At 60.7% G+C, this 24957-nt stretch carries 26 protein-coding genes; 14 read left to right on the forward strand and 12 right to left on the reverse strand.

What is annotated here, in order from left to right:
• Positions 1-4 precede the first annotated feature (4 nt).
• The gene (locus RHIBUN_RS0105140; protein ID WP_025658727.1) at positions 5-460 is read left to right on the forward strand and encodes a GNAT family N-acetyltransferase; all 456 of its coding nucleotides are present in this window, start codon (positions 5-7) and stop codon (positions 458-460) included.
• Here the strand turns inward: RHIBUN_RS0105140 and RHIBUN_RS0105145 are convergent.
• The 4 genes from RHIBUN_RS0105145 to sppA all read right to left on the reverse strand — a co-directional run bounded on the left by RHIBUN_RS0105145 (position 454) and on the right by sppA (position 3252).
• Complete coding sequence (locus RHIBUN_RS0105145) at positions 454-1359, reverse strand: S1C family serine protease (protein ID WP_018857732.1); 906 nt, start codon at positions 1357-1359, stop codon at positions 454-456. The genes RHIBUN_RS0105140 and RHIBUN_RS0105145 overlap by 7 nt on opposite strands.
• Positions 1360-1516: 157 nt before the next feature.
• A complete protein-coding gene (locus RHIBUN_RS0105150; protein ID WP_025658728.1) occupies positions 1517-1849 on the reverse strand; it encodes a membrane protein in 333 nt (110 codons plus the stop codon).
• 122 nt (positions 1850-1971) lie between these two features.
• Positions 1972-2271, reverse strand: a complete 300-nt coding sequence (locus RHIBUN_RS0105155) for an integration host factor subunit beta (RefSeq protein WP_003544934.1) — start codon at positions 2269-2271, stop codon at positions 1972-1974.
• Between the two features lie 30 nt (positions 2272-2301).
• Complete coding sequence (sppA, locus tag RHIBUN_RS0105160; RefSeq protein ID WP_025658729.1) at positions 2302-3252, reverse strand: signal peptide peptidase SppA; 951 nt, start codon at positions 3250-3252, stop codon at positions 2302-2304.
• Positions 3253-3464: 212 nt separating this feature from the next.
• Here sppA and lptC point away from each other — a divergent pair, with 212 nt between their 5' ends.
• The 6 genes from lptC (at position 3465) to ptsN (ending at position 8659) form a co-directional block, all read left to right on the forward strand.
• Positions 3465-4130 carry an LPS export ABC transporter periplasmic protein LptC gene (gene lptC, locus RHIBUN_RS0105165; RefSeq protein WP_025658730.1) on the forward strand — a complete coding sequence of 222 codons (666 nt, stop codon included), beginning with the start codon at positions 3465-3467 and terminating at the stop codon, positions 4128-4130.
• Between the two features lie 14 nt (positions 4131-4144).
• Positions 4145-4765, forward strand: a complete 621-nt coding sequence (locus tag RHIBUN_RS0105170; RefSeq protein ID WP_025658731.1) for an LptA/OstA family protein — start codon at positions 4145-4147, stop codon at positions 4763-4765.
• A 39-nt stretch (positions 4766-4804) separates the two neighbouring features.
• The gene (gene lptB / locus RHIBUN_RS0105175; protein WP_025658732.1) at positions 4805-5587 is read left to right on the forward strand and encodes an LPS export ABC transporter ATP-binding protein; all 783 of its coding nucleotides are present in this window, start codon (positions 4805-4807) and stop codon (positions 5585-5587) included.
• A 156-nt stretch (positions 5588-5743) separates the two neighbouring features.
• Positions 5744-7303 (forward strand): RNA polymerase factor sigma-54, encoded by a 1560-nt coding sequence (gene rpoN, locus RHIBUN_RS0105180; protein ID WP_025658733.1) that lies wholly within the window; start codon positions 5744-5746, stop codon positions 7301-7303.
• A 252-nt stretch (positions 7304-7555) separates the two neighbouring features.
• Positions 7556-8131, forward strand: coding sequence for a ribosome-associated translation inhibitor RaiA (gene raiA / locus RHIBUN_RS0105185; protein WP_025658734.1), 576 nt, complete (start codon positions 7556-7558; stop codon positions 8129-8131).
• Positions 8132-8194: 63 nt separating this feature from the next.
• Positions 8195-8659: a PTS IIA-like nitrogen regulatory protein PtsN gene (gene ptsN / locus RHIBUN_RS0105190; protein ID WP_007529605.1), complete on the forward strand. Its 465-nt coding sequence runs from the start codon at positions 8195-8197 to the stop codon at positions 8657-8659.
• Positions 8660-8728: 69 nt separating this feature from the next.
• Here the strand turns inward: ptsN and RHIBUN_RS0105195 are convergent, their stop codons facing one another.
• The 3 genes from RHIBUN_RS0105195 to RHIBUN_RS0105205 all read right to left on the reverse strand — a co-directional run bounded on the left by RHIBUN_RS0105195 (position 8729) and on the right by RHIBUN_RS0105205 (position 13463).
• The gene (locus tag RHIBUN_RS0105195; RefSeq protein ID WP_025658735.1) at positions 8729-11068 is read right to left on the reverse strand and encodes a methyl-accepting chemotaxis protein; all 2340 of its coding nucleotides are present in this window, start codon (positions 11066-11068) and stop codon (positions 8729-8731) included.
• Positions 11069-11288: 220 nt separating this feature from the next.
• The gene (locus tag RHIBUN_RS0105200; protein ID WP_025658736.1) at positions 11289-12188 is read right to left on the reverse strand and encodes a ribokinase; all 900 of its coding nucleotides are present in this window, start codon (positions 12186-12188) and stop codon (positions 11289-11291) included.
• Positions 12189-12236: 48 nt separating this feature from the next.
• Positions 12237-13463 (reverse strand): DNA recombination protein RmuC, encoded by a 1227-nt coding sequence (locus tag RHIBUN_RS0105205; RefSeq protein WP_025658737.1) that lies wholly within the window; start codon positions 13461-13463, stop codon positions 12237-12239.
• 195 nt (positions 13464-13658) lie between these two features.
• Here RHIBUN_RS0105205 and RHIBUN_RS0105210 point away from each other — a divergent pair, with 195 nt between their 5' ends.
• The 4 genes from RHIBUN_RS0105210 (at position 13659) to truA (ending at position 17631) form a co-directional block, all read left to right on the forward strand.
• Positions 13659-15155, forward strand: a complete 1497-nt coding sequence (locus RHIBUN_RS0105210; RefSeq protein WP_025658738.1) for a globin-coupled sensor protein — start codon at positions 13659-13661, stop codon at positions 15153-15155.
• 97 nt (positions 15156-15252) lie between these two features.
• Positions 15253-15771 carry a peptide deformylase gene (gene def / locus RHIBUN_RS0105215; protein ID WP_025658739.1) on the forward strand — a complete coding sequence of 173 codons (519 nt, stop codon included), beginning with the start codon at positions 15253-15255 and terminating at the stop codon, positions 15769-15771.
• A gap of 124 nt (positions 15772-15895) precedes the next feature.
• A complete protein-coding gene (fmt, locus tag RHIBUN_RS0105220; protein ID WP_025658740.1) occupies positions 15896-16831 on the forward strand; it encodes a methionyl-tRNA formyltransferase in 936 nt (311 codons plus the stop codon).
• Positions 16831-17631, forward strand: coding sequence for a tRNA pseudouridine(38-40) synthase TruA (gene truA, locus RHIBUN_RS0105225; protein WP_025658741.1), 801 nt, complete (start codon positions 16831-16833; stop codon positions 17629-17631). The genes fmt and truA overlap by 1 nt, the downstream gene beginning before the upstream one ends.
• Before the next feature lie 12 nt (positions 17632-17643).
• Here the strand turns inward: truA and RHIBUN_RS0105230 are convergent, their stop codons facing one another.
• The 3 genes from RHIBUN_RS0105230 to dapD all read right to left on the reverse strand — a co-directional run bounded on the left by RHIBUN_RS0105230 (position 17644) and on the right by dapD (position 20441).
• On the reverse strand, positions 17644-18240 hold the full coding sequence (locus tag RHIBUN_RS0105230; RefSeq protein WP_025658742.1) for a hypothetical protein: 597 nt from the start codon (positions 18238-18240) through the stop codon (positions 17644-17646).
• Positions 18227-19420, reverse strand: a complete 1194-nt coding sequence (dapE, locus tag RHIBUN_RS0105235) for a succinyl-diaminopimelate desuccinylase (protein WP_025658743.1) — start codon at positions 19418-19420, stop codon at positions 18227-18229. The genes RHIBUN_RS0105230 and dapE overlap by 14 nt, the downstream gene beginning before the upstream one ends.
• A gap of 160 nt (positions 19421-19580) precedes the next feature.
• The gene (gene dapD / locus RHIBUN_RS0105240; RefSeq protein WP_025658744.1) at positions 19581-20441 is read right to left on the reverse strand and encodes a 2,3,4,5-tetrahydropyridine-2,6-dicarboxylate N-succinyltransferase; all 861 of its coding nucleotides are present in this window, start codon (positions 20439-20441) and stop codon (positions 19581-19583) included.
• 181 nt (positions 20442-20622) lie between these two features.
• Between dapD and RHIBUN_RS0105245 the strand changes: the two genes are divergently transcribed.
• The gene (locus tag RHIBUN_RS0105245) at positions 20623-21489 is read left to right on the forward strand and encodes an LOG family protein (RefSeq protein ID WP_018857713.1); all 867 of its coding nucleotides are present in this window, start codon (positions 20623-20625) and stop codon (positions 21487-21489) included.
• Between the two features lie 49 nt (positions 21490-21538).
• Here the strand turns inward: RHIBUN_RS0105245 and RHIBUN_RS0105250 are convergent, their stop codons facing one another.
• Entirely contained in the window at positions 21539-22162 is a 624-nt protein-coding gene (locus RHIBUN_RS0105250; RefSeq protein WP_018857712.1) for an EF-hand domain-containing protein, read from the reverse strand.
• Positions 22163-22271: 109 nt separating this feature from the next.
• Complete coding sequence (locus RHIBUN_RS0105255) at positions 22272-22979, reverse strand: pyrimidine 5'-nucleotidase (RefSeq protein ID WP_025658745.1); 708 nt, start codon at positions 22977-22979, stop codon at positions 22272-22274.
• 101 nt (positions 22980-23080) lie between these two features.
• Here RHIBUN_RS0105255 and RHIBUN_RS0105260 point away from each other — a divergent pair, with 101 nt between their 5' ends.
• Positions 23081-24160: a trifunctional transcriptional activator/DNA repair protein Ada/methylated-DNA--[protein]-cysteine S-methyltransferase gene (locus tag RHIBUN_RS0105260; RefSeq protein WP_025658746.1), complete on the forward strand. Its 1080-nt coding sequence runs from the start codon at positions 23081-23083 to the stop codon at positions 24158-24160.
• A complete protein-coding gene (locus RHIBUN_RS0105265; protein WP_025658747.1) occupies positions 24157-24930 on the forward strand; it encodes an isocitrate lyase/phosphoenolpyruvate mutase family protein in 774 nt (257 codons plus the stop codon). Before RHIBUN_RS0105260 ends, RHIBUN_RS0105265 begins: the two co-directional genes overlap by 4 nt.
• Positions 24931-24957: the final 27 nt, after the last annotated feature.

Below are 24957 nucleotides of genomic sequence, written 5' to 3' on the forward strand. Positions count from 1 at the left end.
ATCCGTGAAGTGGACCATCAGATCGCCACTTCAATCGGAGTTGGAAAGGCTGGCCGACATATATCTGGCCGTCCGCCGCGAAACATTCACATGGGTCGATCCGGCCAGCTTCCGCCACGAGGATTTCAGCGTCCACACACAGGGCGAAGACCTATGGATTGCAGAAGCGCCGAACGGTGAGACCGCAGGCTTCATGACCCTGTGGCCGCCGGACGATTTCATTCACATGCTTTATATCAGCAAGTCCTGGCAAGGGCAGGGGGCGGGCGCCGCCTTGCTCGCTACGCTGCCGAACTGGCCGCTCAGGAAGTATCGGCTGAAATGCCTGGTCAAGAACGAGCGTGCGAACGCCTTCTATCGATCCAAGGGGTTCATCGTCACGGGATCCGGCTCATCGGCGGAAGGCGACTACGAAGAGATGAGTTTCTACCCAGCCGCCCGGGATGCGCAGGCCTATTGAAGCTGCGGCTTCTTCAGGAAAGCATTGCGATCAGCGGACCTGATGCGCAGCCACGCCTCGCGTCCATTGCGCACCACCCGCATCGGGATTTCCGCGCCGGCTGGGCCACTGCTCCAGACCTTGCGATAGAAATCGGCAAGTCCATCGACCTCGCCGTCGCGGATCTCGGAAATGATGTCGCCTCGGCGCAGGCCGGCCTCGTCCGCAGGACTTCCGTCGGCGACGCTCATAACGATCACATCGCCGTTGCTTTCTGCGGAGAACGCGCCCAGCCATGGACGCGGTGGCTTGTTGACGCGGCCCTGGGTCATCAGGTCGTCCAGAATTGGCGGAAGCAGATTGATCGGCACGATCATGTTGATATCGACGGCGTCGCCGCCCTGACTCATCTGCAGCCGCAGTGACCCGATGCCAAGCAGCTTGCCGTCGCCATTAATGAGTGCCGCGCCTCCCCAGGAGGGATGCGCAGGCGTGGTGAAGATCGCCTCATCAAGCAGATATTCCCAATAACCCGCGAATTCCTGCTTTGCCACGATCCTGGCTTCCACGAACTGGCCGATTCCATCCGCCAGCACGACCGGATCACCGAGGTTAGCGCCGATGTCGTCGCCGAATTCCAATGCCGGCAGGCCGAGGTCACCCAGTGCTTGAAGCAGGCCGAACCCGGTCTCCTGATCGTAGGCGAGAGGATGGGCCGCGACAACGCGCCCGTCTAGCGTGGTCAGCCAGACTTCCTCGGCCTCGGTGATCAGGTAGCCGATGGTGAGGACCAGTCCGGATGGCTTGATGACGACGCCACTTCCCTCCCGGCGCGTGCCGAGTGTGCCGGCCGTAAAGGCATCATCAGGAATTGAGGAGCGAACGGCCACGACTGACCGCAGGATTTCGTCGATATTCATGGTCTCATCCTCGCAAGGCAGGGCTCGTATGCCGCGAAACGACTGTGCCTAGCAGATGTGCAGTGGGTCGCATTTTATATAGCTATGAAGCCGGATCTATGGCTGCAAGTGGTTGCATAGCTGAATTTCGGCCCGCTATCCGCCCTTGGCGTGCGCGTCACCTCGACGCCAGATGGCCCGCAATCTCCTCGGCGTGGGTCTTGTGGCGGTCCGCCTCGGCCTGCCAGCGAACGGCCGCTTTCGCTTCGGTTCGCGCACGCTTGCGGTATTTGCCCTGATTGAGCCAGGTGGCTGCCGAGCCGACCAGCATGCCGATGATCAGCGTGATGAAAAGAAACACGAAGAACGGCGCTGACAAGGAAAGGACTTGGTCGTCCGGCCGAAACGGGTTGAAGGCGAGCGTCACCACCTGCCTGTTGGCGACGCAGAAGATGATCAAAATGATTCCGAGTGGTAAAAAAATCAAAAGGTTGGTGATCTTCTTCGCCATGCTCGGCCTCCGTATATCAACGCCCGTCGACTTTGACGCAGCGCTTTGATCTGGTCAGCAGGATAGTGGGCCGAGACACAAGTTCAAGTGCGGGCTTGCCGCGGGCTGCATCAGGGAGAGGATCAATCCTCTTCGTCGGCCTGTCCCGGGTTGAGGCGCTCACGCAGCTCCTTGCCGGTCTTGAAGAAGGGAACCCACTTCTCCTCGACGAAAACGGTATCGCCGGTACGCGGGTTGCGGCCGGAGCGGGACGGGCGGTTCTTCACCGAGAAGGCGCCGAAGCCGCGCAACTCGACGCGATTGCCGGCCGCGAGCGCGTCGGTTATCTCATCGAGAACCGCGTTGACGATATTCTCGACGTCACGATGATAAAGATGCGGGTTGCGGGCTGCAACGATCTGCACCAGTTCGGACTTGATCACTTTCGTCCCCCTTAAATTATTGATTTCTTATCAATCATTGCCAACCTGCCAAACTGAAAGGAGCCCGTCAAGGAGCAACTTCTGCGGCAGGATTCCGCCGAGGTCGCGCGCCTTGGCAAGATCGTCATAACCAAGCAGCGTGAGGATATGAGACGCGCTGTCTGCGAGCAGGAAAGCTGTGTTTCTTCTCTTGTCCCAATCGACCTCAGGTAGGTTCTTGCTGACCTTGCGCGTCTCAAGGTAGGCCCTGATCTCGTCATTTCCGCCGATCTGGTCGATCAGCTTGACCTTGAGCGCCTGACGGCCGGTGAATATCGAGCCGTCCGCAAGCTTCTGCACCTCATCATGCGGCAGCTTGCGCCGCTCGGCGACGAGATCGACGAACCAGCCGTAGCTGTCGAGAATCAAGTTGTTGATCATGGCCTTGGCCTCTTCGCTCGCCGGATGGAATGGCGACGGTTCGGCCTTCAAGGGCGACGATTTGATTTCTTCCATCGAAACGCCGATCTTGTCGAGCAGCGGCCTGATCTGCGGATACTGGAAGATCACCCCGATCGAGCCGGTGATCGAGCTGTCGCCGGCAATAATCATGTCGCCGGCGGTCGCGATCATGTAGCCGGCGGAAGCGGCCAGCGTGCGCACGTCGGATACGACAGGCTTCTTGGCGGCAATGGCGCGGATTGCCTTGAATATCCGCTCTCCGCCATAAGTCGTGCCCCCGGGTGAGGAAATCGAGACGATGACGGCCTTCACCGCATCGCTCTTTTCGATTTTCTTCAGCCGCTCCAGCAGCTCGTCATCATCGGTGATCAGCCCGGAAATGGTCACATGGGCGACGTGCGGCCGACTGGTCGCGATATCGCCGATGAGTGCCCGGTAAGCAGCGTAACCCAATAGCACGAGCAGCAGCACCGCGACGACGCGCCAGAAACCGACCTTGCGGCGAAGCCTGCGGCGATCGGCGATCATGGAACTGTCCATACATTCCTCCAGGGGGTGGGGAGCACGCGTGATCCCGCAAATCTAGGGCTCCTGCGCCGTTCGGACACGTAGATTTTGCACGCGTCGGCGCCTTTGTTGCTTGTTGCAGAAAAAAATCCATATTGGCAAGTCAGTGTAATAATGCGAAACGAACTGTGATCGAGCGCGAGAATGCTTATATTCGCTGCTCCATCACCTACACGGACCAGGTTATGCTCAATACTTTGAACACCACGGGACAGGCTGACTATGTGACGCCGGAGCGAAGCGCCTATGTCGCTGCGCGCTTCCATTCGGCACGGGTGCGCCGCCTGAAGGTCATTCTTCCGATCGCGGCCGTTGTGGTGTCGCTGATCTTCATTGGTGTATCCGTGATCCGCACCTACCTGCCGGAGAACATCAAGATCGAGGGCGCCAAGATCGAGAATGGCAAGGTGGTGATGGAAAAGCCCGCCATCTCCGGCCGCAACTCGGATGGCATCAACTATTCGATGCTGGCGGAACGCGCGCTTCAGGATATCAAGAATCCCAACCTGATGACGCTTGAGAATATCAAGGCGGCCGTCCCGATGAAGGACGATCTGATCGCCCGCGTCGAGGCGACGGCCGCAGATTACGATCGTGCGACCGACAATCTCGATGTCAAATCTCCCTTTGCCATCCTTTTGAGCAATGGGCTGACGGCCAACTTCCAGAGCGCCAAGGTCGACATCAAGGGCGGGAAGCTCACCAGCGAGGATCCCGTAAGCATTCAGAAAGATGGTGCCTCTATTGTTGCGCAGTCGGTCAAGATGACGGATAAGGGGCAGACGATCACATTCGAGGGAAATGTACGCATGAACGTCGATCCCTCAGCTATTCACAAACAGGGCACTTAACCAGCCGGGTCACCATGACAAACGCTTGTCGCATTTCTACCCGCAAGGCGGGAGCAGTATTTCTGAGTGGCGCGGTTGCGCTGCTTATGTTGACCGGAGGCGCCCTGGCGCAGGCAACAACCAGTCAGATGGATGGGCTGAAGCTCAGCAGTGACGAACCGATCCAGATCGAGAGCGACAAGCTGGAGATCCACGATAAGGAGCACACGGCCGATTTCACTGGCAATGTGAAGGTCGTGCAGGGCAAGACGACGCTGCAGGCCGGCCACATGACGGTCTACTACAAGCCGAAGGCCGGCGACGCGAACGCGCCTGCCGCCGACGCCAAGGCCGCCGACACCAAGAATGCTTCGGCATCGATTTCATCCGGAAACGCCGATATCGATCACATCGTGGTGACGGACAAGGTGTACCTGACCTCGGGCACGCAGACAGCTACCGCCGACAACGGTTCGTTCGACATGGCCAAGCAGCTTTTCATCCTCAAGGGTGACAGGGTCGTCCTCACCGATGGGCCCAACGTCTTTACGGGTTGCCAGCTGACTGTGCACATGGAGACGGGACAGGCACAGCTGGAGAGCTGCGGGGGGCGCGTCCAGATTCAGCTTGATCCGAAATCGCAGAAACAGAACTGACCCCGGCCGTACCACGTGAAGTTATTCTCGCTATCGACCATGTTCGGCAGGTCCGGGCAGCAAGTTGCTGAAGCCCCCACCGGCGACAAAAGCCGTTACCAGGGCACGCTGATTGCGCGCGGTCTGACCAAGACCTATAGCACCCGCCGTGTCGTGAACGGCGTGTCGCTGGTCGTTCGACGCGGCGAGGCCGTTGGCCTGCTGGGTCCGAACGGCGCCGGCAAGACAACCTGCTTCTATATGATCACCGGGCTTGTGCCCGTTGATGAAGGTACGATCGAGATCGACGGCAACGAAGTCACGACGATGCCGATGTATCGTCGCTCGCGGCTGGGCGTCGGCTATCTGCCGCAGGAAGCGTCGATCTTTCGGGGGTTGACCGTCGAAGAGAATATTCGCGCCGTCCTGGAAGTGCACATCAACGACAAGTCTGCGCGCGAGAAGAAGCTCGACGAACTGCTCGATGAGTTTCACATTCGCAAGCTGCGCAAGAGCGCCGCCGTGTCCCTTTCCGGTGGCGAGCGTCGCCGCCTCGAAATTGCCCGCGCGTTGGCGACCGATCCGACCTTCATGCTCCTCGATGAGCCGTTTGCGGGCGTTGATCCGATCTCCGTCGCCGACATTCAGCATCTCGTGCATCATCTGACGGCGCGCGGCATCGGCGTGCTGATCACCGACCACAATGTGCGCGAGACGTTGGGCCTGATCGACCGCGCCTATATCATCCATGCCGGCGAAGTGCTGACGCACGGTCGTGCCAACGACATCGTCAACAACCCGGAAGTGCGGCGCCTTTACCTCGGTGATAATTTCAGCCTCTGACGCGCTCTCGCGCCGCGGAAATTCACCTTCTGTGACAGTTCCGCTTGACCAAATAGAATAAAAAAGCAATTTTTGGGCCAACTTGGATTTCCGTGGCCTGAGCCCGTGGCAGGACGCGGTTTCCCGGAGGAGACGAACGGGAGTTTCGCGTCCGCTATGGCACTGTCGGCCAATCTTTTCCTGCGCCAGAACCAGTCGCTGGTGATGACACCGCAACTGATGCAGTCCATCCAGTTGCTGCAGATGACGCATTTCGAGCTGACGCAGTTTATTGCCCAGGAAGTCGAAAAGAACCCGCTGCTCGAGATTCCGTCAAATGATGCGGAATCGGGCAGCGAGCGCGGGGGCGCGGAGGACGAGGCCTACGCGCATCAGGCTGAAGACCCCTCCGACGACGGCTACGATAGCCGAACCGAGGTCTTGTCGGGCGATTGGTACGAGAGTGGCAACAGCGGTGGGGCAAGCCGCCTCAGCGACGAACTCGACGCCAATTATGCCAACGTGTTTCCCGATGACGGCGTCCCGCAGCGCGCCGATGCTCCGGAGCTGATCAGCCAGTGGAAGTCGATGCCCGGCAGCGGCGAAGGGGCGGAGAGCTACGATCTCGATGATTTCGTTGCCGGTCAAATCTCGCTTCGCGATCACCTTGCCCAGCAGTTGCCCTTTGTCCTGCCCGATATGGCCGATCGCCTGATCGCGCAACATCTCGTCGATCAGCTGGATGAGGCAGGCTATCTCCAGGGCGATTCGACGGAAGCAGCCGACAGGCTGGGTGCGGGTGTCGACGATGTCGAGCGTGTAATCGCCGCCTTGCAGGCGCTCGATCCGCCCGGTGTATTCGCCCGCAATCTGGCGGAGTGCCTGGCGATCCAGCTTCGGCAGAAAGACCGCTTTGACCCTGCCATGCAGGCGCTGGTCAGCAATCTCGAGCTCCTGGCCCGGCGTGACTTCGCGACGCTGAAGCGGCTGTGTGGCGTGGACGAGGAAGATCTGCTCGACATGCTGGGCGAGATCCGGCAGCTCAATCCCAAGCCAGGTGCCGGCTTCGAAACCGGAATGTCGGAAGCGATCATGCCTGACGTCGTCGTGCGGGCAGGCTCCGACGGCGGCTGGCTGATCGAGCTCAATCCCGACACGTTGCCTCGCGTTCTGGTCAACCAGGCGTATTTTTCAAAAGTCACCAAGAGTGGTGAGGATCACGCGTTTCTGTCGGAATGCCTGCAGACCGCCAACTGGCTGACCCGGAGCCTCGACCAGCGCGCCAAGACGATCATGAAGGTGGCGAGTGAGATCGTTCGGCAGCAGGACGCCTTCCTGATGCATGGGGTCGATCACCTGCGGCCGCTCAACCTCAAGACGGTGGCCGACGCCATCAAGATGCACGAATCCACCGTCAGCCGCGTCACATCCAACAAGTACATGCTGACGCCGCGCGGGCTCTTCGAGCTCAAGTATTTCTTCAGCGTTTCGATCAGCGCCGTCGAAGGCGGTGACAGCCATTCGGCCGAGGCCGTACGCCACAAGATCCGGACGCTGATTTCGCAGGAAAGCCCGGAATCCGTGCTTTCCGACGACGATATCGTTGATATTCTCAAGAAGGGCGGCATCGACCTGGCCCGTCGCACGGTGGCTAAATACCGGGAAGCGATGAACATCGCATCATCGGTCCAGCGCCGGCGGGAGAAGCGCGCTTTGGCCAAGGTTGCGGGTTTTTGATTGCTGCCTGGAGCTACCGAAACGTGTATTTATGAATTCTAATTCATGCGTCTGTTGACATTTTGGTAACTTCTGGCTAGAAGCGCGCCGCAATTGGCGCTGTGGACAGCGTTGGAAGTTATCCCCATCATCCTAAGGGCGCCTGAAGCCGGCAACTTCGGCCGATCTTGCTTGGGATCGCGCGAAGTGCTTGGATGAGGGTGAGCCTTGGCGTAAACTGGTACCCGCAAACACTGTAAGAAGGGAAACTCCATGAGTGTGCGTGTATCCGGTAAACATATGGAAATTGGTGACTCGTTCCGTCAGCGGATCGAGGACCAAATCGGTGTCGCCGTCACGAAATACTTCGACGGAGGGTATTCTGGTCAAGTGATCGTGCATAAGGCCAACGCCCGTTTTTCCGCCGACTGCAAGCTTCATCTCGATAGCGGAGTTGTATTGCATGCCGCCGGAGAGGCGATGGACCCGCAGTTGGCCTTCGATGCCGCTTCCGAGCGGATCGAGAAGCGCCTTCGCCGCTACAAGCGCAAGCTGAAGGATCACTACGCCGGAAATCACCAGAATGGTTCTGCGGAAGTTGCCTACACCGTCATGGATGGCATGTCGGACCACGAAGACGAGATCCCGGATGACTTCGCGCCGGCGATCGTCGCCGAAAGCACCAAGCAACTAAAAACAATGTCTGTCGCGACCGCCGTGATGGCGCTCGACATGACGGATGAGCCGCTGCTGCTATTCCGCAGTCCAGGCAAGGAACAACTGAACATCGTTTATCGTCGGCACGACGGTAACATTGGCTGGATCGATGCAGCCAGTATCAAAAGCTGAGATCAAGGCGAAGGGCGGCAGTTAGGCTGCCGCTCTCCTCTCTTGGCGCAGAAGGAAAATAAAATGGCTTTGGCAGATTTGCTGCAGCAAAATGCGATCATTCCCGCCCTTAGGGTAAATTCCAAGAAACAGCTCCTCCAGGAATTGGCTGCAAAGGCGTCGAAAGTCACAGGGCTTTCGGAGCGGGAAATTTTCGATGTTGTCCTGCAGCGCGAACGCCTTGGCTCGACCGGCGTCGGTAACGGGATCGCTATTCCGCACGGTAAGTTGGCAAGCGTCCATTCCATCGTCGGCATCTTCGCGCGTCTCGATCAGCCCGTCGATTTCGAGGCCCTGGACGATCAACCCGTGGATCTGGTGTTCCTGCTCCTCGCACCGGAAGGCGCCGGCGCTGATCACCTCAAGGCCCTCTCGCGCATCGCCCGCGTGCTGCGCGACCACGATCTCGTCGCCAAGCTGCGTGCGACCGACTCCGCCTCGGCGATCTATGCGTTCCTCAATGAGGAGCAGACCTCGAACGCAGCCTGAGCATTCATGCCAGTAAAAAAGGCGCCTGATTGCTCAGGCGCCTTTTTTCATCAAGCCGTCGAGTTCGGCTTAGAACTCTTCCCAGTTGTCCTGAGCGAGCGCTGCCGAGCCCTGAGCCTGCGGAACTGCGCGGCGCGGTGCCGGTGCTGCAGCTTGGCGATACGTCGGTGCAGCAGTCGGCGCGCGCATCTGCTGTGCCGTCGAGCGTAGTGCGGAAGCGTGGCTCATGCCGGATACGCGGAAGCGTGTCACGAGTTGCTTCAGCGTCTGGGCCTCGTCGTTCAGCGTGATGCTGGCTGCCGTCGTCTCCTCGACCATGGCTGCGTTCTGCTGGGTAACCTGGTCCATCTGGTTCATGGCCTGGTTGATCTCCTTCAGTCCGATCGCCTGTTCACTGGCCGATGCGGAGATCTGGCGGATAAGGCCGTTGATGCCCATGACCTGCTCGGAGATCTTATGCAGCGTATCGCCGGCGCGGCCGACCAGATCGACGCCTTCCTTGACCTGTACGGCCGAAGTGTTGATGAGCGTCTTGATCTCCTTGGCGGCGTTCGCGGAACGCTGGGCCAGCTCGCGGACTTCCTGCGCGACGACGGCAAAGCCCTTGCCGGCTTCGCCGGCGCGTGCGGCTTCAACGCCGGCATTCAGGGCCAGCAGGTTGGTCTGGAAGGCGATCTCGTCGATGACGCCGATGATGCGCGAGACCTCGGTGGAGGACTGCTCGATGCCCTGCATCGAAGCAATTGCCTTGCGCACCACTTCGCCTGACTTTTCGGCATCCTCGCAGGCGAGGTTGACGTTATCAGCCGCCGTGCGGGCGTTGTCGGCGCTGGAGTTGACCTGTGCGGTGAGCTCGTTGAGCGCGGCTGCCGTTTCTTCCAGGCTTGCTGCCTGCTGTTCCGTACGCTTGGCGAGGTCGGAGGCGCTGCCGCTGATTTCGCTTGTACCGGAGCCGATGTTCACGACGCTGAGGTTCATCGTGTTGATGGTTTCCTCGAGGCTTTCGAGAGCCGCGTTGAAGTCCTGCTTCAGCTTGGCGTATTCGCCCGGGAAGTCCTCGGTGATGCGATGGCCGAGGTTGCCCTGGGACAATTCGGACAGGCCGGAGCCGACGATCGACACGATATGACGCTGCAGCGTGATCGACTGATGCCGCTCGGCTTCCGAGCGGCCACGCTCGGTTTCGGCTGCATCGCGCTGGTTGTTTGCCTCGGCCTCAAGACGCTGCGTGTCGGCGAGTGCGAAGCGGAAGCCCTCAAGAGCCTTGGCCACGGCGCCGATCTCGTCAGCGCGATCCTGACCGGCTACCGGCTGCTCGTACTTGCCGTCGCTGAGTGCCTTGACGCTGGCGACGAGACCGCCGATCGGACGCTGGACGAGGGAACGGACGGCTAGGTAGAGGGCAATCATGACGGCTGCGAGCACGAGAATGCCGGCGACAACCATCATGGAGGTTTGATCTTGAACAGGCGCGTTGATGGCCGAGTGCGGGACGTCGACGAGGATGACCCAGGTCGTGTTCACGTCGGGCAGGGCAAAGGGATAGACGACGCGGTCGAAGGGCTCGTAGCTATCGTAGCTCAGGTCCTTGACGACGGCTGGCTGTAGCGTCGAAAGCGCGCTCTTCACGGCATCTGTGCCTTCGCCGTCATAGTCCTTCATGGAAAGCTCGGGAATCGGCGAGACAATCCATTTGCCGGTCTGCGAGAGCAGCGTAACGCGGCCAGAGCCGAAGGGGTGGAGCGTCGAAAGCTTATCGCGGAGCGATTTGAGGGAGATGTCGACGCCGCTGACGCCGATCATCTTGCCACCCGAGAACACCGGATAGGCAATGGACGTCATCGCGGTATTCTCGCCGGTCGTCGTCTCGGCATAAGGCGGCGACAGCGCGCCCTTCTTGCTTTCTGCGGCGAGCGCGTACCAGGCAGCCTTATAGTCGGAATCGAAGGTGGAGAAGCTGAAGCCGCCGTCCTTGCTCTTCGTCCAGTACGGGTTGAATGTGCCATCCTTGGCTGCGCCGAATTCGGCCTTGCCGGCCATGGACGGCGACTGGCCGTCGAAGGCGTTCGGCTCTTCGGCAAACCAGCTGCCGAAGGCAAACTGGTTCCGCTCGACGTTTGCCTTCAGCATGTCCAGAACGGCCTTGCGGTCGAGATATTTGCCCTCCTGACCATGACCGATCGTGCCGGCCATCGAGCGCGCGGCCCCTGCCAGCTCGCCGACGGATGAGGCAACCTCGTTGGCGATAGCCTTCGCCTCGAGATTAGCCTGGTCCATGGTGAGGGTCCGCACGCGGTTGCGCGTCTCGCCGATGAGGAAGAAGTTGGAAATGAGGAGGACGAGGGCGATGGCAACGCCCGTAATGAGGATAAGCTTGGCTGCAAGCGATTTCATGCGAAAGATGAACATGTATTCCTCGGGAAGCAAGGATGTGCCGTACGGGGCATTCATCGGCACAGGGGACGAAGGCGTCGCCCCCTCATGGAGCAGCCGTGACAGAAGCCGACCCCTTGGCGAAGGCCGGCGATGGCTGGAACATCGCCGGAAACCTATTAAATTTGAATGAAATCTAATGAAAACAGACGCTGCATACGGCAAACCGCCCCGATATGTCGCGGGGCGAATTGCCCTATAGCTCGTTTGCGACTTCGGCGCTTGATGGGATCGATGGCTGAGCGCCTTGCTTGAGGCAGGCGAGCGATCCTGCGACGGCGGCCCGCCGCAGCGATGCCTCGAAATCGAGGCCTTCGTCCAGGCTCGCGGCGAAATAGCCGCAGAACGTGTCGCCGGCACCGACTGTATCGACAGGCTCGATCTTCAATCCCTTCGCACGGGAGATGACGCCGTCGCGGATTGCGATGACGCCGTCTGCGCCGAGCGTCACGATCAAGGTTTGCCCCGTCTCCGCATTGAGTCGTTTCAGCGCGGCCTCGCGATCCGCCGTGCCCATGTTTTCCTGGCCGGCAAGACGCTCGAACTCGGTTTCGTTCGCGATCACGATGTCGGCAAGGCGGCCGAGGCGTGGAGCGTCTTCGATCAGTGGGGCCAGGTTGAGGATGGACGTGACGCGCTTGGCGCGCGCCGCGGCCAGCGCCCGCTCGACGGCCGGAACGGGCACCTCGAGCTGCAGCATCAGGATGTCGCCCTCCTTCATCGCGTCGATCGCGACGTTGGCATCGGCCGGCGTCATCGTGCCGTTTGCGCCAGGCACAACGGCAATCATGTTCTCGCCGTCACCGCCGACGAGGATCAGTGCGGTTCCGGTCGGCTCGTCGACCTGCTTGACGGTTTCAAGTCCAGTGCCGGCGTCCTTCAAGAGAGCAACCGCCGGCTCCGCAAAGGCGTCGCGGCCGACGGCTCCCGCCATGTGAACGGTTCGGCCGGCGCGTCGCGCCGCAAGTGCCTGATTGGCGCCCTTGCCGCCTGCTGCCGTTGAGAAGCCGTTGCCGGCAACCGTTTCGCCGGGCTTCGGCAAGCGCGCGGTGGTGGCGATGAGGTCCATGTTGATGGAGCCGAAGACTGTGATCATGAGTGTCCTGTCCAATGCTTTTCTTGAGCGCGACACTGCCTGAAGGGCTTACTCGTCGTCAACCACTCTGAGCTTCAGAAGCCCGCTGCGGCTGTCGACGGATTTTGGCGCGCCATCACCGTCCCGCGCCGCGGCCTTGCTGTTGTCGCCGCCCTCGAACTCCAGAGCTTCGATTTTCGCGCCGCGCTTGGTGAGCTTATCGGTGGAGGTGAGGATCTGGTCGACATCTCTTTGCGTCATGGAAAAATGGCTCTGCAGCTTGCGGACACGCTCGTCGAGACGGCCGAGATCGTCCATCAGGTTCGCGACTTCGCCCTGGATGACGTGTGCCTGGGCCCGCATCCGCTGATCCTTCAGGACTGCCTGAATAACCTGGATGGAGAGCATCAGCAGCGAAGGCGACACGATGACGATGCGCGACCGGTGCGCCTTCTGCACGATCGCTTCGAAATTCTCGTGGATCTCCGCGAAGATCGATTCCGACGGCACGAACATGAAGGCCGTGTCCTGCGTCTCGCCCTGGATCAGATATTTCTCGGAGATATCGCGGATGTGCGTTTCCATGTCGCGGCGGAACTGCTGCGAGGCGACCTTGGCTCCGTCAGGTCCGCCGGCGTCCCGGATCGCGTTCCAGGCTTCAAGCGGGAACTTCGCGTCGATCACCAGCGGTGGTGCGCCGTTGGGCATGCGAATGGTGCAGTCCGGGCGCGAGCCATTGGAAAGCGTCTGTTGGAAGGCATAGGCCCCCATCGGAAGGCCGTCGGCGACAATCGTCTCCATGCGCGATTGGCCGAAAGCGCCGCGTGTCTGCTTGTTGGAGAGGATCGCCTGCAAACCGACGACATCTTTCGCCAGTGTCTGGATGTTGTTCTGGGCGGCATCGATGACGGCGAGACGCTCCTGCAGCCGCTGCAGGTTCTCGTGCGTCGATTTGGTCTGCTCGCTGATCGTCGAACTGACGCGCTGCGACATACCATCGAGACGCTGGTTGATCGCCTGGTTGAGCTCGGACTGCCTCGAGCCGAACACTTCGGCCATTGTCGACATGCGCCCGTGCATTTCCGCCTGGATTTTCAGAAGTTCGGCCATTCGAGCATCCGTCTCGGCGGCACGGAGGCTCGCTACCTCGGCCTGCTCGCGCCGCACCTGCCCGCTGCGGACGAGAAGGAGGATCAGCAACAAGACCAGAGCCGCGATCGCGCCTCCGGCGAGCGCCAGCGTGGCAGGACTGATACGGGAAAGGGCGAGGAGAAACGACTCAGAGCTGGTGTTCATTTCGCCACCATAACAAACTCGTGTGGGATGGCTAGATCAAAACGTGAACAACTCGCAAGGCTTCCGAAAGGATTGGCTCGCAGAGGGAACAAACGACAGTTGACAAATCTCAAGTTCATTTAACCTTTGCTCAACCATATTGCGTAAAAGGTCAGGTCAAATTCCCTTTTGCATCAATTACAAAGCAGAGAGATCATGACCAGCCAGCAGTCCGACAGCACGCTCAAGCAACGCCTCGATTTCATCGAGCTGGACGACGGAGCCCGCGCGGCGCTGCGTGAGATGCGCCCGGCAATCTCGGAGTTGCTCGGCGGCGCTCTCGACAAGTTTTACGCGAAGCTGGCAAGGACGTCTGAGGTCGCAAGCTTCTTTGCCGATAAAGCGCATATGGGACATGCCAAGAAGCGCCAGGAAGACCACTGGGCCAATCTGGCTGGCGGCAACTTCGACGAAACCTACGTCAAAGGCGTGGTCACGGTGGGCAAGACCCATGCCCGTATTGGCCTCGAGCCTCGCTGGTATATCGGCGGCTACGCGCTGCTGATGAGCGAACTCGTGAAGGGCCTGATGGCCAAGCAGTGGCCCTCCATGTTCGCCAGGCAGCAGGGCAAGGTGCTGGCCGAGAAGCTTTCAGCGGTCATCAAGGCCGCGATGCTCGATATGGACTATTCGATCTCGGTCTATCTGGAAGCGCTCGAAGAGAAGCGACGCAAGCTGGAAGAAGAGCGCGTAAAGGGCGAGCAGGATCAGGCCGTTGCGCTCGATCATCTTCGCCGCGGTCTGGAGGCGCTGTCGAACGGCGATCTCGAGGCCACGCTGCCGCCAGATCTCCCCGGTAATTTCAAAGCCATGGCCGACGACTATAACCGCGCCGTCGCCGCTCTTCGCACGTCCTTTGGCTCGGTGCGGGCAACCTCGGGCGAGATCCTGAGGGGTACGGACGTGATCGCCAAGGCCTCCGATGACCTTGCCTTGCGAACGGCCCAGCAGGCAGCTGGCGTCGAGGAAAGCTCGGCGGCGCTGCAACAGCTTTCGGTCAGTGTCGGACAGACTGCCGCAAACGCCGAAAAGGCATCCGGTGCGGTCCGTGAGACGCAGCAGAAGGCCAAGAACTCCGGCGAACTCGTCACCAGCGCCGTTTCCGCGATGGCCGGCATCGAAAAATCCTCGACCGAGATCGCCAAGATCATCGGCGTCATCGACGAGATCGCTTTCCAGACGAACCTGCTGGCGTTGAACGCCGGCGTGGAAGCTGCGCGTGCCGGCGAAGCGGGCAAGGGCTTTGCCGTCGTGGCGCAAGAGGTCCGCCAACTGGCGCAACGCACCGCCGACGCCGCCAAGGAGATCAAGAACCTGATTTCGGAAAGCTCGGTCCAGGTGAACGAAGGAGTGGACATCGTCAGCAGCACCGGCGAGGCGCTGAACGACATGATCAACCGCATCGATATCATCAACAGCTTCGTTGCCGATATCGCCGCTGCCGCGCGCGATCAGGCAACCGGGGTCAACGAGGTCAGTGTCGCCATCCGCAACATGGACACGATTACGCAGCAGAACTCGGGAATGGTCGAGAACACCTCTGCCGAGACGCGGCGCCTGCGCGGCGAAGTCGATAATCTGGTTGCACTGCTGCAGCGCTTCCGTACCGGCGTCGAGCAACGTTCGATGACCACGACACGCCGCGCCGCATGACGGGAATGCGGCGAAATTCTGGGCTGGGGCGTAAAAAAGCGCTCCGCCAGCCCACCGGATAATTCCATCCTGGAAAAAGATGCGTTATGGGAACGCCATGACCATCAAGCCACTCATCATTCTCCCCGATCCGCTGCTTCGTCAGGTTTCCAAGCCGATCGAGCGCGTCGACGCCGATCTTCAGCGACTTGCCGACGACATGCTTGAAACCATGTACGACGCGCCCGGTATCGGCCTTGCTGCCATCCAGATCGGCGTGCCGCGCCGCATGCTGGTCATCGACGTTTCCCGCGAGGGCGAAGAGAAGCAGCCCCTCGTATTCGTCAATCCGGAGGTCGTGGCATCGACAGACGAGCGTTCGGTATATGAGGAGGGATGCCTTTCGATCCCTGACTATTATGCCGAAGTCGAACGCCCGGCGACCGTCACCGTCAAATATCTCGACCGTGATGGCAAGGAGCAGACGGTGCAAGCCGACGGCCTGCTCGCGACCTGCCTGCAGCACGAGATTGACCACCTGAACGGCGTACTCTTCATCGACCACATTTCTCGCCTGAAGCGGGACATGGTGATCAAGAAGTTCACAAAGGCGGCGAAGTCGGCGAAGGCGCTCTAACCGGACCTTTGCTGACGCAGCCTCGCTGGACAGGCGATTTCGCGGGCCGGATGCCTGAAGGGGCTTGATCTGAAGCTCGCAAGCCCGTTTGAAGACGTCTGACCGGAAACATGGCGGGATAGAAATGTCGCTTCGCATCATCTTCATGGGCACGCCCGAATTCTCCGTCCCGACCCTGCGAGCGCTGATCGACGCGGGTCACACGATTCTTGCCGTCTACACGCAGCCACCACGGCCGGGCGGACGGCGCGGGTTGGACCTGCAGAAGTCGCCGGTGCACCAGGCGGCTGAGCTGCTCGGCATTCCCGTCTTTACGCCGGTGAATTTCAAGGATCCGGAAGAGCGCGAGCGCTTCAGGGCGCATGATGCAGATGTCGCTGTTGTGGTTGCCTATGGACTGCTATTGCCGGAGGCGATTCTGACCGGCACGCGACACGGCTGCTACAATGGTCATGCCTCACTCCTGCCCCGGTGGCGGGGTGCTGCTCCGATTCAGCGGGCGATCATGGCCGGCGACGAAAAGACCGGCATGATGGTGATGAAGATGGACAAGGGGCTCGATACCGGCCCGGTGGCTCTCACCGGTGAAGTCGAGATCGGCCCCGACACCACGGCCGGGGAATTGCACGACAAGCTGATGCATGTCGGGGCCAGGGCAATGGCTGAGGCAATGGTCAAGCTCGAGATGGGCGATCTTCCCCTGACGCCGCAGCCGTCGGACGGTGTGCTCTACGCCGCCAAGATCGACAAAGGCGAGACGCGGATCGACTTCTCGCGGGACGCCGCTGACATCCACAATCACATTCGCGGTCTGGCGCCGTTTCCGGGTGCGTGGTTCGAAGTGGCAATCGGCGGCAAGCCTGAGCGCGTCAAGGTGCTGGCCTCGGAAATCGCACAAGGCCGCGGCAGCGCTGGCGAGTTGCTGACCGATGATCTGGTCGTTGCCTGTGGAACCGGCGCCGTTCGCCTGACCAGACTGCAGAAAGCCGGCGGCAAGCCGTTGCCGGCCGCTGATTTCCTGCGCGGGACACCGCTTCCATCAGGCACGAGGCTTCCCTGATGCATCGTTACCGCATGATCGTTGAATATGACGGTGGTCCTTACGTTGGCTGGCAGCGGCAGGAGAACGGACCGTCTGTCCAAGGGGCGATCGAGAAGGCGATTCTGTCGGCAAGCGGTGAGACGGTGTCGATCCGCGGCGCGGGGCGCACCGATTCCGGCGTTCATGCAATGGGCCAGGTCATCCATGCCGATCTCGCCAGGGAGTGGTCGGCCTTCAAATTGCAGAATGCGCTGAACGCCCATCTCAAGATGGCCGGGGAGCGGGTCGCGATCGTCAGCGTGGAAGCGGCGAGCGAGTTCTTCGACGCACGGTTCTCGGCGCTGCGGCGCCATTATCTTTATCGCATCATCAGCCGCCGGGCGCCGTTGGCGCTGGAGGCCGGGAAGGCATGGTGGGTCCCAAAAGCGCTTGACCATGAGGTCATGCATGCGGCTGCGCAGACGCTCGTCGGCAAGCACGATTTCTCCACCTTCCGCTCCGCACATTGCCAGGCCAACAGTCCGATTCGAACACTTGATCGGCTGGACGTGACGAGAAACGGCGAACTGATCGAGATTCGTGCTACGGCCCAAAGCTTCCTGCACAACCAGATCCGTTCTTTCGCGGGAACACTCAAGCTCGCGGGGGAGGGCAAATGGACGCCGGCCGACGTCCGCGCCGCGTTGGATGCGCGAGACCGCAAGGCCTGTGGCCCGGTCGCGCCGCCGGATGGGCTCTATTTCATGCAGGTGGATTATCCCGACGTCATCGTCGACCGGCGCCCGCCGGTGGAAGGCGACGACGGCGAGGACTTCTGATTTTTTCGCTGATCAGACGGGATAAATGCCGAGAAAGCGCTGCAGGTATTCCGACAGCATCAGTGATGGCACGAGCAGCACCAGCGTGAGTGCCCCAACCATCAGGCCTTGGCCGTAAAAGATCATCCTCAGGATGCGTGCGATCGCAAAGACCTGCGCAAGCATGAAGGCCAGCAGCAGCACCGAGACGAGGCCAACCAGCTGTGGCAGGAAGAAGACGAGCGCGAGCAGCATCCCATTGACGTAGGACAGCGGCACGCCGAGCCAATTGACGCTGACGATAACAGGCCCAAAACGCTCGCCCTTCTTGAAGGCCAGCAGCAGCAAGCCTGCAAAGACCAGGGGCACGAACCAATTGGCGGCCTCGACGAGCCCGAGTCTGAAATAGAAGAGTGCGCCGACGTCGGTACGCGGCGGCATCGTTTGCAGGAAGGCCTGGCGCCACCACAGCCACGAGATGCCCATTGGCGGCAGGCACCAGAAGATCGCCCAGAACGAACGGTTGACGCCGCGATCCGACATGTCGAGGAAGCGAAAGCCGCGCGGATCCATGCGGATCAGCAGCCAAATCCCGGCAAGATAGTACTGAACTTCCCTAAAGCCCGGCATTAGTGAACCAGCGCTCGATGAAGGTTTCATAGATTACCGTGAGTCGCTCGAGGTCGGAAATTGCGACGCGTTCATCGACCATGTGCATCGTCTGGCCGACAAGGCCGAACTCGACGACCGGGCAGTAATCCTTGATGAAGCGGGCGTCCGACGTGCCGCCCGTCGTGGAGAGCTTCGGGGACTGGCCGGTGACGCTTTCGACGGCCGAAGACAGCGAGGCGATCAGCGCGTTGTTGCGGGTCAGGAAGACGTGGCTCGGGCGCTCGGCCCAGACGATATCGTATTTGAGCGGCGCACGGCCGGGGCGCAGCACGCCTTCCGCTGCCGCGGCATCGAGGCGGCGCAGGATCTCCTGTTGCAGGCTCGCGGCGGTCCACGTGTCGTTGAAGCGAATGTTGAAGCTCGCCGTTGCCTTGGCGGGTACGACGTTCGTCGCCGGATTGCCGACGTCGATGGTCGTCACTTCCAGGTTGGACGGCTGGAAATTGTCGGTGCCAGCGTCGAAAGGTGGGTCCATCAGCGCTTGCGTGAGTTGCAGGATGCCGCGCACCGCATTGTCGGCAAGATGCGGGTAAGCGGCATGGCCCTGGACGCCATGCACGGTGATTTTGCCGGAGAGCGAGCCACGGCGGCCGATCTTGATCATGTCGCCGAGCTTGTCCGGATTGGTCGGCTCGCCGACGAGGCAGGCATCCCAGCGCTCGCCGCGCTCGGCCGCCCATTGCAGCAGCTTGATCGTGCCGTTGATCGCCGGGCCCTCCTCATCGCCGGTGATCAGGAATGAGACCGAGCCCTTCGGTGCGCCATGCTTTTCGATATAGCGGGCAATGGCCGCGACAAAGCAGGCGACCCCGCCCTTCATGTCGACAGCGCCGCGTCCGAAGAGTTCGCCGTCCGCAATCTCGGCGGCGAAGGGCGGATGCGTCCAGGCGGCTTCGTCGCCAACCGGCACGACGTCGGTATGCCCGGCAAACATCAGGTGCGGGCCTTCGCCGCCGAGCCGCGCATAGAGGTTCTCGATATCGGGCGTTCCCGGCTCGGTCGCCTTCACCTTATCCACCTTGAAGCCAAGCGGCGACAGCATTGCCTCGAGCGCCGAAAGCGCGCCGCCTTCAGCGGGCGTGACGGACGGGCAGCGAATCAGAGTCTGAAGATTGGCAACGGGATCGGTAGCGGTCATGGGAGTGGAACTATCCAGCGGTAGTGGCAAAGAAAAGGCAAGGCGGCGGTACCGCCTTGTTGAAATGTGCCGTTCATTTTGCCGGATCAAGTCCGACCGTCAGCGTTTCGGAGGCACCCATCGTTTCAGACGCGTAGACCGCCGGAACCTCAAGACTTGATCAGTCGCGAAGCAGTTCGTTGATGCCGGTCTTCGAGCGGGTCTTTTCGTCGACGCGCTTGACGATGACGGCGCAGTAGAGGTGCGGCGCCGGCTGGCCGTTGGCCATGGTGGCATTGCCCGACGGCATCGAGCCTGCAACGACGACGGAGTAGGGCGGCACTTCGCCGTACATCACTTCGCCGGTGGCGCGATCGACGATCTTGGTCGACTTGCCGATATAAACGCCCATGCCGAGGACCGAGCCCTCGCGGATGATGCAGCCTTCGACGACTTCCGAACGCGCGCCGATGAAGCAGTTGTCCTCGATGATCGTTGGGCCGGCCTGCATCGGCTCAAGAACGCCGCCAATGCCGACGCCGCCGGAGAGGTGCACATGCTTGCCGATCTGAGCGCAGGAACCGACGGTCGCCCAGGTATCGACCATCGTGCCTTCGTCGACGAAGGCGCCGAGGTTGACGAAGGACGGCATCAGCACGACGTTCTTGGCGATGTAGGCGGAGCGACGCACGACGCAGTTCGGCACGGCGCGGAAGCCGGCAGCGCGATACTGGTTTTCACCCCAGCCTTCGAACTTGGATGGCACCTTGTCCCACCAGGTCGAGTTGCCCGAACCGCCCTTGACGACTTCCATGTCGTTCAGGCGGAACGAGAGGAGGACGGCCTTCTTCAGCCATTGATTGACCTTCCAGACGCCGTCGCTGCCACGCTCGGCAACGCGTGCCTTGCCGCCATCGAGGAGTTCGAGCGCTGTTTCGACGGCGTCGCGGACTTCGCCCTTCGTCGACGTATTCACATTGTCGCGGTTGTCGAAGGCGGCTTCGATGGTCTTTTCGAGGGAGGAAAGGTCGCTGGCGCTCATGGGAATTCCTTAAACTTCGATCTTTATCGTTGGAGACCGAAGCCTCCGGAATTGTGATTGGCAGGGTGCGATCTGCTCTATCGCATGAACGGGTAAAATGGAATGATTTTTCCCGCGGCGTTTCAACGCCTCGGGACGACATACCGGCTCTGAAAGCCGGCGGTATTGAAAGGCATTAGGCATGGCAAAGGCACGAAACGGCAGACTGCGGCGCAAGGATGGCGTATGGGCCCCGCTCAAGACGAGTGCGGTCGACAAGCATCGCGCCGAGTCCGTCCCAAAGACGCCGCAGACCCTGTCACCGGCCTATCGTCTTGCCTATGTCGACGAGGATTTTTTGTGCCGCGAGGAGTTGCGGCCGATCCGGCTGCAGCTCGAACTGCTGAAGGTGGAGATGTTGCTCGCCGAGCGCGGCATCAAGTCAACGGTGGTGATGTTTGGTGGCGCCCGTATTCCTGCTCCCGGCCAGAGCGCATGGGCGGCGCGCAACGAGGTGCAGCGGGCCAATCTCGAGGCCGCGTCCGTCTACTACGACGAGGCACGCAAGTTTGCGCGGCTCTGCTCGAAGTATTCGGCGAGCTTCGATTTCCACGAATACGTTATTGTCACCGGTGGCGGGCCTGGTGTCATGGAGGCCGGCAATCGTGGTGCCGCCGATGAAGGCGCGCCGTCGATCGGTCTCAATATCGTTTTGCCGCACGAGCAGGCGCCGAACGTCTACGTCACGCCGGAGCTCAGCTTCAACTTTCACTACTTCGCCATCCGCAAGATGCACTTCATGGTGCGCGCCAAGGCGATTGCGGTCTTTCCCGGCGGTTTCGGCACGCTGGACGAATTCTTTGAGTGCCTGACGCTGATTCAGACAGGCCGCATGGAGAAGATGCCGCTCATCCTGTTCGGGGAGAAGTTCTGGCGCAGCATCATCAATTTCGAGGCACTGGCCGAGTTCGGCACGATCGCGCCTGACGATGTCGATCTGATCAGCTTCGTCGACACCGCGGATGCCGCCTGGAAGATTATCGAGGACTTCTACGAACACCACGAATAGAAAGGCCCGCCAGAACGACGGGCCTTGCGATCGATCGGTAAGTCCAAACTTACGGGAATGGACGATCCGGCATATCGTCGAGCGAGATTACCCCGTCCTTGTTGCGATCCATCCAGGTGAAGAACTTGTCGAAGGCGGCTTCGGCTTCCTGCTTGGAAATCTGGCCGTTCTCGTCGGTATCGAAGCGCTGCATCATCATCATGCCTCGCATCATTCCGCCACGCATGCCGCGGCCTTCAGGGGTGGCCTGCGGTGGTGCTGGCTGGGCGCTGTCGGCATCGGCCGGCGGTGCCATCGGCATTGCATCGTCATCCGCGGTATCATCCGCAGGTGCCTTCATCTTGGCCATCATGGCTTCGCGGTGCTTGCGGATTTCCCCTGGCGTCAGCGAGCCGTCCTTGTCGGTGTCGATCGCGACGAAGATTGCCTCCATGCCGTCCTTGGCTTCCTGCTTGGAGATCTGGCCGTCCTTGTTGGTGTCGAACTGCTTCAGCATGCGAACGAAGATGACTTCGCGGATCGCGCCCATGCGCGGGCCCATCATCATGCCCATGCTGTGCTGCGGGCGAGGCCGATGAGGCTTCTTGTCGTGAGATGCTGCAAAACTGGTGCCTGCGGCACCAACGATCAAGACGGAGGAGAGTGCGGCCAGTATCAGCTTGTTCCGAGACATTTCAGCTCCTTTCAATATGCAATCGCAATCGGATTACAGATGAAAGGGTAGGGCTGGTGTGGCAAAACGCCCAATTAAAGATCGGTAAGCTGGATAAAACTTTCGTAACCTAACCGGTAATCTTCGCAAGAAAATCAGTGAGATCGTCGGTCACGAAGTCGATATGATCGTCCTCGCCGCTGGTCTTTTCCCACCATTCGACAACCGTGTCTTCGAGATTGTTTGGCACCAGCAACACTGTCTGCATGCCAAGGGTCTTTGGAACCTTGAGATTGCGCGGCAGGTCTTCGAACATCGCCGCCTTGCCGGTCTCCACCCGCTTCAACGCTGCGAACTTGTCGTAGGTCGCCTGCGCCGGCTTCGGCACGAAGTCCGCCGCCACGATGTCGAAGATGTCGTCGAAATGTTCGAGGATGCCCAGCGCGCCCGCCGCCATCTCGGCATGCTTGACGCTTCCATTGGTGAAGATGAACTTCCGACCCGGCAGGGCCTTGATGGCCGCGCCCAGTTCGGGCTGCGCCGTCAGGCTGGAATAATCGATCGCATGCGCCTTCTCGAGGAAGTCGTTCGGATCGACACCGTGGTGGATCATCAGTCCCTGCAGCGTCGTTCCGTGATCGTGATAATATTGCTTCTGCAGCTTGCGCGCCTCGTCCCGCTCCATCTGCAGCAAAGTCGAGACGTAGGCCGTCATGTTCTTGTCGATCTGCGCGAACAGGTTGACGTGATGCGGGTAGAGCGTGTTGTCGAGGTCGAAAACCCACTCGGTCACATGCGAGAAGTCCGCCTTGGTCGGCGTGCGATCTATCTTGGTCATGGGGGCGTTATGGCACGGCGTGCCGCGCAAGGAAATCGGCAAGAAAAAATAGACGCCCGATTTGCGGCGGACGCAGCCGGCAAGGGATGTTAGAACGCCTCATGCTCTTCGATCTGCCCAATGACGATGCGCTCTACGACGCGCTGATTGCCCGAAGCCCTGCCTATGAGGGCCGCGCTTACGTTTGCGTCAAGACAACCGGCATTTTCTGCCGGCTGACCTGCCCGGCTCGCAAGCCGAAGCGAGAAAATACCCTCTTCTACGATTCCATCGCCACCTGCATGCAATCCGGATTTCGGCCGTGCCAGCGGTGCCGGCCATTGGAAGAGGCGGACAGGGAGCCGATTGTTGACGAACTCCTCGAGGCACTCGACAACAATCCGGCAGCGCGATGGACGGAGGACGATCTTATCGCGCGCGGCTACGACCCCTCGACCGTGCGGCGGGCTTTCAAGCGATCAACAGGCGTGACGTTCCTCGATATCGCCCGCTATCGCCGTCTTGGCGAGGCGGAGAAGCAACTGGCGAATGGCGCTCGTGTCATCGATGCTCAGATTGAGGCTGGGTATGAGTCCGGCAGCGGCTTTCGCGCCGCATTCCAGCGTCTGATCGGCAAGGCGCCTGTCATGTCGCAGAAGCGTGATCTCCTGTTTGCCGATTGGTTCGAAACGCCTCTCGGGCCCATGGTGGCGGTCGCGGACCAGACACATCTGCATCTCCTTGAATTCCACGACCGCAAGGCGCTGCCGGCCGAACTGGATAAGCTGCAGCGCAAGACGCGCTCCTCGGTTGCGGCCGGCCGCACACCTGCGATCGATCAGATCGATACTGAGGTGAAGGACTATTTCGATGGCCGGTCTGCTGCGTTCCGGACGCCGCTTGCGCTGGGCTTCGGCACAGCCTTCGAACGTCAGGTCTGGTCGAAGCTGATGGAGATACCCGTCGGCGAGACACGCGCTTATGGTGATATTGCGCGTGACATGGAGAACCCGCAGATGGTGCGGGCCGTCGGGCGCGCCAATGGCGCGAACCAGATGGCAATCGTCATCCCGTGCCATCGCCTGATTGGCGCCGACGGATCTCTGACCGGCTACGGCGGCGGGCTCTGGCGCAAGCAATGGCTTTTGCGGCACGAAGATGAGATGAAGACCAAGGGATTGTTTGTGGAGGAGATCCAATGAATCAGGCCGAGAAGGCAAGGGCATTCGGTGCGCTGCATCAGAAGGGCAACCCTGTCGTCCTTTACAACATATGGGACGCCGGAACGGCGAAGTCCGTGACCGAGGCCGGCGCCAAGGCTCTTGCGACGGGAAGCTGGTCAGTCGCCGCCGCGCAGGGTTATGGGGATGGTGAAAAGATTCCGCTCGAAGCGCTGGTGGCCACCACGCGGTCGATCACCACGGTGAATGACCTGCCGCTCTCGGTCGATTTCGAGGGCGCCTATTCGACGGAACCGGCCGGTGCCGCCGCCAATGTCGAAAAGCTGATCGACGCCGGCGCCATCGGCATCAATTTCGAAGATCAGGTGGTCGGCGGTGAAGGCTTGCACCCGGTTGAGAAGCAGGCCGCCCGCATCCGCGCCATTCGCGAGATGGCGGATCGCCGTGGCATTACCTTCTTCATCAACGCCCGCACCGATCTGTTTCTGCGCGAAGGTGATCTCTCAAAGCACGCAGGACTGGTCGATGCAGCGATCGAGCGTGGCAAGGCTTACGCCGCTGCCGGTGCCAACGGCTTCTTCGTGCCTTGGCTAATCGATGAGGGCCTGATCGAGAAAATCTCAGCCGCCTCGAACTTGCCGGTCAACATCATGATGCGACCGGGCGCTCCCGATGTTAAGACGCTGGCGAGGCTTGGCGTCAGCCGCGTCAGCTATGGGCCAGGACCCTATCGGATGATGATGGAGAAGCTGAAAGAGGCAGCCACGGCGGTCTATGCCGCCGCAGGCTGAAGCACAACTCCCGGAAAAGCGCAGAGC

The sequence above is a fragment of the Rhizobium sp. IBUN genome, assembly GCF_000510625.1.
In the GTDB taxonomy this organism is placed as follows: Bacteria; Pseudomonadota; Alphaproteobacteria; order Rhizobiales; family Rhizobiaceae; genus Rhizobium; species Rhizobium altiplani.